11 protein-coding genes are annotated in these 12,580 nt (G+C 64.6%); 2 read left to right on the top strand and 9 right to left on the bottom strand.

Going from position 1 to position 12,580, the window contains the following annotated elements; genetic code table 11:
- Positions 1-31: 31 nt before the first annotated feature.
- Complete coding sequence (locus tag ROSELON_RS17620; protein ID WP_025313261.1) at positions 32-2,674, bottom strand: choice-of-anchor L domain-containing protein; 2,643 nt, start codon at positions 2,672-2,674, stop codon at positions 32-34.
- Between the two features lie 292 nt (positions 2,675-2,966).
- Here ROSELON_RS17620 and ROSELON_RS15730 point away from each other — a divergent pair, with 292 nt between their 5' ends.
- Positions 2,967-3,317 carry a hypothetical protein gene (locus tag ROSELON_RS15730; protein WP_025313262.1) on the top strand — a complete coding sequence of 117 codons (351 nt, stop codon included), beginning with the start codon at positions 2,967-2,969 and terminating at the stop codon, positions 3,315-3,317.
- Positions 3,318-3,377: 60 nt separating this feature from the next.
- Here the strand turns inward: ROSELON_RS15730 and ROSELON_RS15735 are convergent, their stop codons facing one another.
- From ROSELON_RS15735 to ROSELON_RS15770, 8 genes are all read right to left on the bottom strand, one after another.
- Positions 3,378-4,364 carry an ABC transporter substrate-binding protein gene (locus tag ROSELON_RS15735; RefSeq protein WP_025313263.1) on the bottom strand — a complete coding sequence of 329 codons (987 nt, stop codon included), beginning with the start codon at positions 4,362-4,364 and terminating at the stop codon, positions 3,378-3,380.
- A 42-nt stretch (positions 4,365-4,406) separates the two neighbouring features.
- Positions 4,407-5,336 (bottom strand): ABC transporter permease, encoded by a 930-nt coding sequence (locus ROSELON_RS15740; RefSeq protein WP_084613834.1) that lies wholly within the window; start codon positions 5,334-5,336, stop codon positions 4,407-4,409.
- Positions 5,337-5,445: 109 nt separating this feature from the next.
- Positions 5,446-6,363, bottom strand: a complete 918-nt coding sequence (locus tag ROSELON_RS15745) for an ABC transporter permease (RefSeq protein ID WP_038651832.1) — start codon at positions 6,361-6,363, stop codon at positions 5,446-5,448.
- A 117-nt stretch (positions 6,364-6,480) separates the two neighbouring features.
- The gene (locus ROSELON_RS15750; RefSeq protein ID WP_038650504.1) at positions 6,481-7,311 is read right to left on the bottom strand and encodes an ABC transporter ATP-binding protein; all 831 of its coding nucleotides are present in this window, start codon (positions 7,309-7,311) and stop codon (positions 6,481-6,483) included.
- Complete coding sequence (gene hydA / locus ROSELON_RS15755) at positions 7,311-8,774, bottom strand: dihydropyrimidinase (protein WP_025313267.1); 1,464 nt, start codon at positions 8,772-8,774, stop codon at positions 7,311-7,313. The genes ROSELON_RS15750 and hydA overlap by 1 nt, the downstream gene beginning before the upstream one ends.
- Before the next feature lie 88 nt (positions 8,775-8,862).
- On the bottom strand, positions 8,863-9,117 hold the full coding sequence (locus ROSELON_RS15760) for a hypothetical protein (protein WP_025313268.1): 255 nt from the start codon (positions 9,115-9,117) through the stop codon (positions 8,863-8,865).
- On the bottom strand, positions 9,114-10,364 hold the full coding sequence (locus ROSELON_RS15765) for a Zn-dependent hydrolase (RefSeq protein WP_025313269.1): 1,251 nt from the start codon (positions 10,362-10,364) through the stop codon (positions 9,114-9,116). The genes ROSELON_RS15760 and ROSELON_RS15765 overlap by 4 nt, the downstream gene beginning before the upstream one ends.
- 37 nt (positions 10,365-10,401) lie before the next feature.
- On the bottom strand, positions 10,402-11,733 hold the full coding sequence (locus ROSELON_RS15770) for an aspartate aminotransferase family protein (RefSeq protein WP_025313270.1): 1,332 nt from the start codon (positions 11,731-11,733) through the stop codon (positions 10,402-10,404).
- 233 nt (positions 11,734-11,966) lie between these two features.
- Between ROSELON_RS15770 and ROSELON_RS15775 the strand changes: the two genes are divergently transcribed.
- Positions 11,967-12,578, top strand: coding sequence for a TetR family transcriptional regulator C-terminal domain-containing protein (locus tag ROSELON_RS15775; protein ID WP_025313271.1), 612 nt, complete (start codon positions 11,967-11,969; stop codon positions 12,576-12,578).
- Positions 12,579-12,580: the final 2 nt, after the last annotated feature.

The following is a 12,580-nucleotide window of genomic DNA, read 5'->3' on the forward strand; positions in this document are numbered from 1 at the left end:
CCGCCGCGCCCCCGCGCGCGCCGGCGGTCCCTCAGCCCACGCTGCACAGCGCCCGCAGATGCGGCGGCAGATCCTTGTTGCGTGAATAGGCGCGCGCCGAGGCGCCCATCACCTCGGCCACGTTATGGCCATCGAGGTCCGGGAAAAGCTCCAGCAGCTCGGCCAGGGCCGCCCGGTCGAGGCTGCCCATCGCCATCGGACCGGGATAGAAACTCTCGGTCGGGATGCCGTTCGACCAGATTACCTCGTGACGCTCGAACAGCAGATGGATATAGGTCACCGACCGCGCGCCGGCCTTGATGCGCGCGCCGCCGCCGGGCATCCGCGCCAGGTGCGTCGCGCGATAGAGCGTTTCGCCCCCGGCCAGGTCACGGGGCGTCAAGAGAACCCCATGCTGGGGCGAGACGACCAGATCACGCTCCAGCCCGAAATGCCCCGCCTGCAACTGCACCGGGCGCAGCCACGGCGACGCGGCCAGTTGCGCCTGGTTCAGCGTCTTGTGGCCGATCCAGACCACCGGCTTGATCCCGTTGTCGCGTGTCATCACCAGATCGCCGGGGCGCAACTGCTCGATCGGGATCTCGCCCTGCGGCGTCAGGATCAGCGTGCCGGGCGTGAAACAGACAACTCCGGTGTTTTCCTGCGTGAAAAAGGTCTCGTCCCCGGCCCCGCCGGTAAAGACGATCCCCTCGCCGGTGCCGAATTGCGCATTGTCCGAATAATCGACGGTCAGCCCGCGCGTATCGGTCGTGTTCGACTGGTTGAGGATGCCGTCATCGGCGTAGTCGGCATAAAGCTCGGAGATATGGTCATAATAGCCCGACAGGTCGATCTGGTCATTGTTCGTCGGGTCGCCATCGTCGATCGCACCGGCGGTCGGATCGTTGAAATCCGTGATCGTGTCGAGGCCGCCGCCGTAAGAGAACGTGTCGTCGCCATCGCCCCCCGACAGCAGATCGTCGCCGTCACCGCCCGACAGCAGATCGTCGCCGGTCCCGCCCGTCAGCGTGTCATCGCCCCCGCCCCCGCTCAGCGTATCATCGCCCGCGCCGGCATCGACCGCGACCGCGCCCATCCCGGCGGACCCGTCAAAGCTGTCGTCCTGATCGGTCAGGACAAAACCCTCGATCTCTTCAAAGGCGACCTCGTCCGCCCCGGCGGTGGCATCGCCCCGTTCCGTGCCGGACAGGACCACCTCGATCCCCTGCGACAGGTTCGAGAAATCCATCAGGTCGTCATCGTCACCGCCTTCGCCGCCGATGACCGAGTCGCTGCCGAACCCGTCGCTGAAAAAGAAGCTGTCGGCATCGTCGCCGCCCGCCATCGTGTCATCGCCCGCCCCGCCGACCAGCGTGTCGGCGCCGGTGCCGCCCCGGATCGAATCGTCGCCCGTGCCGCCATCGAGGCTGTCCGCGCCCGCGCCGCCATTGACCAGGTCATTGCCGCTGCCCGCGAACACGATGTCATCGCCCGCGCCGGAATTGACCGTGTCATCGCCGCCCCAGGCCTGGATCACGTCATCGTCGCCGGTGGTGCCCATCACGCCTGTGGCGTCACCCGCATCGACCAGGTCGCCGTCGGGATCGCCCGTATAGCTGCCGTCGATCACCTCGCCCGCCGCGGTGCCGTCAACGATGCCGTCCAGTGCCGGGGCGGCCTCGGTCGTCAGGGTGAGATACCCCACATCCGTCGTGCCATCGGCGTTCTCGACCGTGTAGGTGATCAGCGTCGTGCCGACGGCCGTGCCCGTTGCGATGGTCAGCGTCCCGTCCGCGTTCAGGGTCACGGCCTGTCCCGTGGCCAGCACCACGGCCGGCCCGCCCACCGAAATCGGCTCGCCATTGACCTCGGTGATAGTCAGGCCCTGCCCCAGCGTATCGATATCATTGGCCAGAACATCGACGACGCGGCTTTCGTTGACCGGAAAGGTCACCTCGTCATCAAAGGCCAGCGCGACCGTCTGGATGCTTTCCTCGGCGAACAGGACATTGGTATCCCAGCCGCCATCGCCCTCGTCGGCCAGCGCGATCTTGATCGTGTTGTCCACGCCGGCGTTGACCGGCGCCTTGAAGGACAGCCCGACCGTGAACCCGTCCATCTCGGTGTTGTAGGGGTCGGACCCGGCCGGATTGTTGATGTAGAGGTTCGAATTGGTGACGTTGTTCACCGTGTCGATCGACACCGGATCGCCGATGGGGGTGACGGCAATGAAATCGCCATTCACCCACACCCCCAGCGAGTCCGAGAACCCCGAGTTCACGTATTCGAGGTATTCCTCGGAGGAAAAGGTGAACTGCATCGTGATGTAGTCACCATCGGGCACGAAGACCGCCTCGAACACCACGGCGTCAAAGGTCGCCGCGCCGCCATTGACCGCGCTCAGCTCGGCATCGCCGGGCCCGCCATGGTTGGTGGTCGTGCCACCTGTCGTATTGGTGTTCGTGGTGCCGCTGGAATTGGTGAAATCGGTGACATCGCCGGTGGAAAAGATCACGCCGCTGTCGCTGGGCACCACCCCGGCCGAGGTCGCCTCGCCCCCGGTATAGGTGCCCGCCTGCCCGGCGCTGCCCGTCAGGGTCGCCGATTGCACGGTGATCCCGTCGCCGAACAACTGATCGGCAAGCGTCGTCGCGTCGGACGTGACGGTGACGTTCAGTTCCGTGGCCGTGGGCATGGGCGCTCTCTACTCGATTCAACAGTCACACGCGGCGTCGAGAGTCGCCCGCTCCCGTTAAGGTGCGGTTACTGCACGTCGCCTCAGCCGTGACATTGCCCGCCCAGAGCGACGGTTTTGGGGCCGGATTGCGGTTTTGCACCGCGCTTAATCAGGCGAAAATGTGCATGCGCACGGCACGGGCGGGTTGCGTCGGATTTTAGCCAAACCGGGACAGGTGCCGCCGGAGCATGGTAAATTCAGGCTTGGGTCGGGGCATGAACGCACACCAGAAAAAAGGAACGTTTCGGCCATGCTTACCCTGCCCCCGGCGCCGCCTTGGGCCGCCCAGGTTCCGACGCAACCGTCCTCACCCCCCCTCGACACCGCCCGCCACACCAAGCCCGAGTTGGGCACATCGGCCGTGACGCCCCCAGCGGCCGCTCATGCTACCGCCGAGCGCCCCGCCGCCGGTCGCAGCAGCCAGGTCGACCCCCTCGCGCCACCGACCGATCCCCCGCCGGTCAAGGGGTTGGGTCTGCCGCCGCTCGATGTCACGCGGGTGGGCGACCGCGACAGCCCCGAGGCCAGGCCGCAAACCCCGACCGAGGCGCTGTTCGCCGCCCGGTTGACCCGCGACACCGGCCAGGAAGACGGCGCATGACAAGAAAGGGCGGCCCCGATCAGGGGGCCGCCCGACAGCGTCAAAGCTGCGCGCGCCAGCTTATTCGGCCAGCGCCATGTCGGTCACGGCATGGGTAAAGGCCCCTTCGGGCGCCTCGGAAATCACCGGGTCCGAGCCGCCGGCCAACAGCGTGTCGACCGTCCGCTGATAGGCCGCCTCGTCCAGGCGACCGTCACCGCCTTCGACCAGCAGAGCGATCTCGCCCATCATGCGCATCTGGTGCTCTTCGGTCTGGGCGCCGGTCTCGTCGTAATCCAGCACGATCATGGCGGCGTCCTCGGGGTTTTCCACCGCCCAGGTCCAGCCGCGCATCGAGGCGCGCACGAAACGGGCCATGCGATCGACGAAGGCCGGATCCTCGAGGTTCTCTTCCAGCGTCCAGATCCCGTCTTCCAGCGTGGCGACGCCGAAATCCTCGTATTTGAAGGTCACCAGTTCCTCGGGCGTGATGCCCGCATCGATGATCTGCCAATACTCGTTATAGGTCATGGTCGAGATGCAGTCGGCCTGACGCTGCAACAGCGGGTCGACGTTGAACCCCGCCTGCAGCAGCGTCACGCCCCCCTCCGAGCCGTCGGTCGGAATGCCAAGCTGGCTCATCCACGACAGGAACGGGTATTCGTTGCCAAAGAACCAATGCGCCACCGTGTGACCGGCCAGATCGGCGGGCTCGGTGATGCCGGTATCGGCCCAGCAGGTCAGCATCAGGCCCGAGCGCACGAAGGGCTGGGCGATGTTGACCACCGACAGGCCCCGTTCCCGCGCGGCCAGCGCCGAGGGCATCCAGTTCAGCATCACGTCTGCCGCGCCCCCGGCCAGCACCTGCGGCGGGGCGATGTCGGGGCCGCCGGGCATGATGTTCACATCCAGCCCTTCCTCGTCGTAATAGCCGTTTTCCAGCGCGACATAGTACCCGGCGAACTGGGCCTGTGTGACCCATTGCAACTGCAGGTTCACCGTATCCTGCGCCCAGGCGCCCGTCCCGGTCATCGCAAGGGCCGCAGCCCCCAGAATTGTTTTTTTCATTGTCTTCCCTCCTGTTGGGTTGTGGTTTTTGTTGCCTTCCACTCAGCCCCGCCGCTGCGACGGATGCCAGAATGTCGTCTTGCGCTCGATCAGCGCGACCAATCCGTAAAAGCCGGATCCGGCCAGCGCGGCGACCGCAATCTCGGCCCAAACCATATCCATCGCCAGACGGCCGACCTCGATTTTGATGCGAAACCCCATGCCGACCGTGGGCGAGCCGAAAAATTCGGCCACGATGGCCCCGATCAGCGCAAGAGTTGTGCAGATTTTCAACCCGTTGAACAAAAAAGGCAGCGCCGTGGGCAGGCGCAATTTCAGCAACCCCTGCCAATAGCTGGCCGCGTAGGTGTGCATCAGATCGCGCTGCATCTGGTCGCTGGCCTTCAGCCCCTGAACGGCGTTCACCAGCATCGGGAAGAACACCATCGCCACGACCACCGCCGCCTTCGACTGCCAGCCGAACCCGAACCACATCACCAGAATGGGCGCCGTGCCCACGATGGGCAGCGCGGCGATGAAATTGCCCACCGGCAATAGGCCGCGTTGCAGAAAGGCCGAGCGGTCGATGGCCAGTGCCGTCAGAAACGCCGCCCCGCAGCCGATCACATAGCCCGACAAGGCCCCTTTCAGGATCGTCTGCTGAAAATCGGCCCAGAGCACATCGGTGTTCGCGGCAAAGGTCTGCGCGATGGCCGAGGGCGCGGGCAGGATGATGGGCGACACCCCGTAGAGCGTCACCGCCAGTTCCCACAGCGCCAGCAAGGTGCCGCCAAAGATCACCGGCACCAACAGCCTGACGCCGCCACCCCGCCCGCCATTGGCCAGCAGGACATTGACCAGCCAGGCGCCGATCCAGACCGCCAGGATCGCGCCCAGCCGCCAGTCGGTCAGCGCCCCCGCGATGACCGCGACCGCGCCAAGGGCGGGCATCACCCAGTCACCGACCAGTCCCCGTTGCAAAACCGCCTTCATGCCGTCCCCTCCGCAGGACCTGTCCGGCGCCGTTTTCCTCGAGGAAAACGACCAGAAAATCTCAGGATTTTCTGCGCCGCGCTGCGCGTGGCGCGCGCCCAACGCCCGCTCATCGCGCAAAACCCATGCGTTTGAGAACCAACCGTTCGATCAGCCCGAGGATGCCCACCAACGCCGCCGCGCAGATCGCCGCCATGAACAGCGCCGACCAGATCTGGATCGTCTGGCCGTAATAGCTGCCGGTCAGCAGCCGTGCGCCCAGACCGAACCGCGCGCCGGTTGGCAATTCCGCCACGATGGTGCCCACCAGCGCCGCCGCGATCCCCACCTTGAGCGAGGCGAACAGGAACGGCACCGAGGCCGGCAGGCGCAGCTTCCAGAAGGTCTCGGTGCCGCTGGCCGAATAGGTCCTCAGCAGGTCCAGATCCATCGCGCCGGGGCTGCGCAGCCCCTTCACCATACCCACGACGACCGGGAAAAAGCTCAGATAGGCCGAGATCAGCGATTTCGGGATCAGCCCCTCCAGCCCGATCGAGTTCAGCACCACGATGATCATCGGCGCAATGGCCAGGATCGGGATGGTTTGCGACGCGATGGCCCAGGGCATGACACTCAGGTCCATGGCCCGGTTGTGCACGATCCCCACCGCCAACAGGATGCCCGCCAGGGTGCCGATGGCAAAGCCCAGCATCGTCGGGGCCAGGGTCTGCCAGGCATGGAAGAACAGGCTGCGCGGGTTCGGCCGATACTCGCCCCGCCGCTCGCGCAGGATCGGCTCGCCCATGGTCGTCGCCCACAGCTCGCCCACCACCTGATGCGGCGCCGGCAGCACCGGGCGCTCCTGGATCAGCGTGTCGACCACGATCTCGGTCGCCGTCATCTCGAGGCCGCGCCGCTCGATCTGGTCCAGCGTCCAGGCGCGGTTCATCATCATCGCCGCCGCGTACCACAGCACGACGATCACGCCGACCACCACCAGCACCGGCAGCAGCGCCCGCGCCACCGCGCTGGCCCCCCGGCCCAGCATCGCGGCCGCGCCCGGCGCGGTGGCGGGATCGACCGTCGCGCTCATGCCCGGCCTCCGCGCGTATGTACGGGCTGTGTACAGTCTGTGTACGGGATGTGACGTGCCATGTCGGCGGCCTCAATCGTCATAGGCATGGCCCGCGCGCAGCCCCTCGCGCACCCGGTGCGCAATCTCCAGAAACTCGGGCGTGTCGCGAATATCCAAGGGGCGCTCGGGCGGCAGCGTGCTTTCGATGACATCGGTGATCCGCCCCGGACGCGGCGACATCACCACTATCTTGGTGGACAGATACACCGCCTCGGGGATCGAGTGGGTAACAAACCCGATCGTCTTGTGCGTCCGCGCCCAGAGTTCCAGCAATTGCTCGTTCAAATGGTCGCGCACGATCTCGTCCAGCGCGCCGAAGGGCTCGTCCATCAGCAGCAGATCGGCGTCAAAGGCCAGCGCCCGCGCGATACTGGCGCGTTGCTGCATCCCACCCGACAATTGCCATGGATACTTCTTGCCAAACCCTGCAAGATCAACGAGTTCCAGAACGTTCTTCACGCGCCGGTCCTGCTCGGCCCTGTCGAACCCCATGATCTCGAGCGGCAGCTTGATGTTCTTCTCGATGGTCCGCCAAGGGTACAGGCCCGCCGCCTGGAACACGTAGCCATAGGCCCGGTTGCGCCGCGCCTCGTCGGGCGTCATGCCGTTGACCGTGATGGAGCCGCCCGTGGGATGCTCCAACGCCGCCACGACCCGCAGAAAGGTGGTCTTGCCGCAGCCCGAGGGCCCGATGAAGCTGACGAAATCGCCCTTGTCGATGGTCAGGTTCACGTCGCGCAGCGCCTGCACAGGACCATCGTTGGTCTGAAAGGTCAGATCCAGACCTTTCGCTTCAATCACAGGGGCTTGCAGGGCGATGTTCACGCTGGCTGACCCGTCGATCTCGCTTGCAACAGCCATCACACGCCGCTCGGGATGTTCATCGGATCACGTTCGATCTTGCGCGGCGTGTTGAGCGACTTCCATTTGCTCAGCGCCTTGGACGCGCTGGCATAGGGCGCACGCTTGACGAACTTGCCCCGGCCCGGCTGCGGCTGGCTGTTCTGCCCATAGGCCCAGACGACATCGCCGCGCGACAGCGTGTAACGCGGCTGCGCCGTGACCTCCATCCCTTCGAAAACGTTGTAATCGATGATGGATTTCTGCGTTGCAGGCGAGATCGTTTTCTTGATCGTCGGATCCCAGACCACCACATCGGCATCCGCGCCGGGCACCAGGGCGCCCTTCATCGGATAGACGTTGAGGATCTTGGCGATGTTGCTCGACGTGGCAGCCACGAACTCCTCGGGCGTCAGGCGCCCCGTCTCGACCCCTTGGGTCCAGAGCATCGCCATCCGCTCCTCCAGCCCGCCCGTGCCGTTCGGGATCTTGGTGAAATCGCCCACGCCCATGCGCTTCTGCTGATCGTCGAAGGCCGCATGATCGGTGGCGACCACCTGCAAGGATCCGGCCGCCAGACCGGCCCAAAGGCTCGCCTGGTGTTCCTTGTTGCGAAACGGCGGTGACATCACGCGGCGGGCCGCATATTGCCAATCCTTGTTGAAATACTCGCTTTCATCCAGGGTCAGGTGCTGGATCAGCGGCTCGCCGTAAACGCGCATGCCCTTTTGGCGCGCACGCCGGATGGCCTCATGCGCCTGCTCGCAGGACACATGCACGATATAGAGCGGCGTTCCGGCGGCATCGGCGATCATGATCGCGCGGTTCGCGGCCTCGCCCTCGACCTCGGGCGGGCGGGAATAGGCGTGACCTTCGGGGCCGGTCACCCCCTCGGCAAGGTATTTCTGCTGCAATTCCTGAACGATATCGCCGTTCTCGGCATGCACAAGCGGCAGCGCGCCCAGTTCCGCGCAGCGCTTGAACGAGGCGAACATCTCGTCATCCTCGACCATCAGCGCGCCCTTGTAGGCCATGAAATGCTTGAACGTATTGATGCCGCGCTCTTTAACAACGGTCTCCATCTCGTTGAAAATGCGCTCATTCCAGTCGGTAATCGCCATGTGATACGAAATGTCGACGCAGATCTGGTCCTTCGACTTGCGGTCCCAGTCATCAATCGCGTTCAAGAGCGAGCCATCCGCCCCGGGCAGACAGAAATCCACCAGCATCGTGGTGCCCCCCGCCGCCGCGGCAAAGGTGCCCGATTCGAAGGTTTCGGCCGCCGTGGTGCCCATGAAGGGCATTTCCAGATGGGTATGGGGGTCGATCCCGCCGGGGATGACATAAGCCTCGGAGGCGTCGATCACCTCGTCCCCGGTCAGGTTCTCGCCGATCTCGAGGATCTTTTCGCCCTCGATCAGCACATCGGCCTTGTACTGGCGGTCTGCCGTGACGACCGTGCCGCCCTTGATCACCTTGCTCATGTCAATCTCCCCGTGTCTCCGGGGCCTGCGCGGGCCCCGGTTGGATTGGATGCCCCTGTTTTCGGGGCTTTTTTCACCTGCGATGGGCTTATTGCGCCACCACGCAGATCATCCTGTCATCCCGCGTCATCAACGGCAGATAGGTCGTTTCGACCGGGCCCTGATACCGGTACCAATAGCAGCCGTCCGACTCGAGGCGGACATTGGTGGTGTCCTGTCCCGGTGCCGCGAGGTCCAACACCTCGGGGCTCAGCGCCTCGGTCTCGCCTTCGGGCGTCGGCGTCACGCACCCCGCCAGCAGGCCCAGCATGACGGCCGGGGCCGCGATCTTCACTAACCTCATTCCACGATCTCCGCAGTGTCCACTACGGCGTGGAATAGCACATTCGCGCCCGCGGTCGCCCACTCGGGTGAGATTTCTTCGGCTTCGTTGTGCGAAAGCCCATCCACGCAGGGGCACATGATCATCGCGGTGGGGGCCACATCGTTGATCCAGCAGGCATCATGGCCCGCGCCCGAGACGATATCCATATTTGAATATCCAAGCCTTTCAGCAGCTTGGCGCACGGCGCTCACGCAGTTTTCGTCGAACGCCGGCGGGTCGAACTGACCCACGATCTCGGCGCTGAAGCCCACGCCGATCTCGGCGCACAGCTTCGGCGCCCGTTCCATCAACTCGTCCACCATGGCATTGAGCTTGTCGAGCAGATGCGTGCGCATGTCGACGGTGAACACCACCTTGCCGGGGATGATATTGCGGCTGTTGGGGTAGACGTCGATATGCCCGATGGCGCCCACGGCGTTGGGCTGGTTCTTCATCGCGATCTCGTGGACCAGCTCGGTGATCAGCGCCAGGCCCCGGCCAGCGTTCTTGCGCATATGCATGGGGGTCGAGCCCGTGTGGCTTTCCTTGCCGGTCACGGTGCATTCGATCCAGCGCAACCCCTGCCCGTGGGTGACAACCCCGATATCCTTGCCCTCGGCCTCGAGGATAGGACCCTGTTCGATATGCAACTCGAACATGGCGTGCATCTTGCGATCGCCAACCTTTTCGGGCCCCTTCCAGCCGATCCGCTCCAACTCATCGCCAAAGCGTTTGCCGGTCGCATCCACCCGGTCATAGGCCCAGTCCAGCATATGCCGCCCCGAGAACACGCCCGAGGCCAGCATCGCCGGGGCAAAACGCGTGCCTTCCTCGTTCGTCCAGTTGGTGACGACGATCGGGTGTTTCGTCTTGATATTCAGGTCGTTGAGCGTGCGGATCACTTCAAGTCCGCCCAGAACGCCCAGCACCCCATCGTATTTCCCGCCGGTGGGCTGGGTGTCGAGATGGCTGCCCACATAGACCGGCAGCGCATCCGGGTCGGTGCCCTCGCGGCGCGCGAACATGTTGCCGATTTCATCCACGCCCATGGTCAGGCCCGCGGCCTCGCACCAAGACTGGAACAGCGCGCGGCCTTCGGCATCCTCGTCGGTCAGGGTCTGCCGGTTGTTGCCGCCCGCCACGCCGGGGCCGATCTTGGCCATCTCCATCAGCGAGTCCCAAAGCCGCTCGCCGTTGATCGTCATGTTCTCGGCTGGCGCCGCCATGAGTTTTCCTTCCCTGTCAGTCTGTTCCGGGGTCTTGTTAATCCAGACCCTTGAGGATGTCGCGCAATGTGCCGAACAGCGTGTCGATATGATGTTTCTCGATGATCAGCGGCGGGGAGAGCGCGATGATGTCGCCCGTGGTGCGGATCAGGACGTCCTTCTCATAGGCCTGCAGGAAGGCCGAAAAGGCGCGTTTGGTCGGCGCGCCGGCGATCGGCTCCAGCTCGATCCCCGCGATCAGACCCATGTTGCGGATGTCGATCACATGCGGGCAGTCGCGCAGGGAATGCACGGCGTCTTCCCAATAAGGCGCAAGCTCGGCCGCACGCTCGAACAGCCCCTCTTCGCGATAGGTCTCCAGCGTCGCCAGACCGGCGGCCGAGGCGATGGGATTGCCCGAATAGGTATAGCCGTGGAACAGTTCGATCGCCTCTTCCGGGCCGTGCATGAAGGCGTCGTGGATTTCCCTCGTGGCCAGAACGGCCCCCATCGGGATCACGCCATTCGTCAGACCCTTGGCACAGGTGATCATGTCGGGCATCACGTCGAAATGCTCGGCGGCAAAGGACGACCCAAGCCGCCCGAAGCCGGTGATCACCTCGTCGAAGATCAGCAGGATCCCGTGCTTGCGCGTGATCTCGCGCAGGCGCTGCAGGTATCCCTTCGGCGGCATCAGCACGCCGGTCGAGCCCGCCATCGGCTCGACGATCACGGCGGCCACGGTTTCGGGGCCATGCAGGGCGACGATGCGCTCCAACTCGTCGGCCAGATCGGCGCCATGCTCGGGCTGGCCACGGGTAAAGGCGTTCTTTTCAGGCAGATGCGTATGCGGCAGGTGATCCACACCCGTCAACAATGAGCCGAAAAACTTGCGATTGTTGACAATACCGCCAACCGAGATGCCGCCGAAATTCACCCCGTGATAACCACGTTCGCGCCCGATCAGGCGGGTGCGCGTGCCCTGCCCGATGGCGCGCTGGTAGGCGATGGCGATCTTCAGCGCGGTCTCGACCGATTCCGACCCGGAATTGGTGAAGAACACATGCTCCATCGGCTCGGGCGCCATGTCGCGCAGGCGTGTTGCCAGTTCGAACGCCTTGGGGTGGCCCATCTGGAAGGCCGGAGCATAATCCAACTCGCCTGCCTGCTGGCGGATCGCCTCGACGATCCTGGGGCGATTATGGCCCGCATTGCAGCACCACAGGCCCGCCGTGCCATCCAGCACCTGACGCCCATCCGCCGTCTTGTAATACATCCCGTCGGCCGAAACGAACATGCGCGGCGTCTTCTTGAACTGCCGGTTCGCCGTGAACGGCATCCAGAAGGCGGAAAGGTCGTTGGGCACCGGGTTCGAGCGGTCGAGGGCCATCGTGGTCATTCCCTGTCTAACGCCCCGGTCGCGCGCCGCCGGGGCTTCGATTGTTTTTGACCAAACGGTCAAGATCACGCTAGCAGAGGCGCTGTGCCAGTCAATGAATTGAACGCCCTCACCTGCCCAATCGCAAGGCAAATGATGCCCGAAAGGGCATTCCTGCCCAGCAATCGGGCATGCCGCAAAGCAGCACCTTGCCTCTCGCCCCGCCGCCAGCCAAACATCGCCCCATGAACGCCGATCCGCCCCGCACCCGCATCCAGAAAAAGAACCGTCACGCGATTCTCGACGCCGCGCTCGAGGTCTTCTCGCGCCACGGGTTTCGGGGCGCCACGCTCGACCAGATCGCCGGCGAAGCGGGGCTGTCGAAACCCAACCTGCTTTACTACTTCTCGTCGAAAGAGGCGATTTTCGTCACGCTTCTCAGCGGCTTGATGGAAACCTGGCTCGACCCCTTGCGCGCGCTGGACCCCGACGGAGAGCCGGCCGAGGAATTGCTCGCCTATGTCCGGAGAAAGCTGCAACTCAGCCGCGATTTCCCGCGCGAATCGCGGCTTTTCGCCAATGAAATCGTCCAGGGCGCACCGCGCATGGAACATCTGCTGGCGACCGATCTGAAATCGCTGGTCGACGACAAGGCCGCGGTCATCCAAGGCTGGATCGCCGAGGGCAAGATCGCCGATATCGACCCGCATCACCTGATTTTTTCGGTCTGGGCCCTGACCCAGCATTACGCCGATTTCGACGTGCAGGTGCGCGCCGTGCTTGGCCCCGATCACGACCCGCTGGCCGAGGCCGAAACCTTTCTGACCACGCTTTTCACCCGGTTGCTGAGGCCATAGGG

Origin of the sequence: Roseibacterium elongatum DSM 19469 (assembly GCF_000590925.1) — a bacterium.
GTDB classification, from domain to species: domain Bacteria; phylum Pseudomonadota; class Alphaproteobacteria; order Rhodobacterales; family Rhodobacteraceae; genus Roseibacterium; species Roseibacterium elongatum.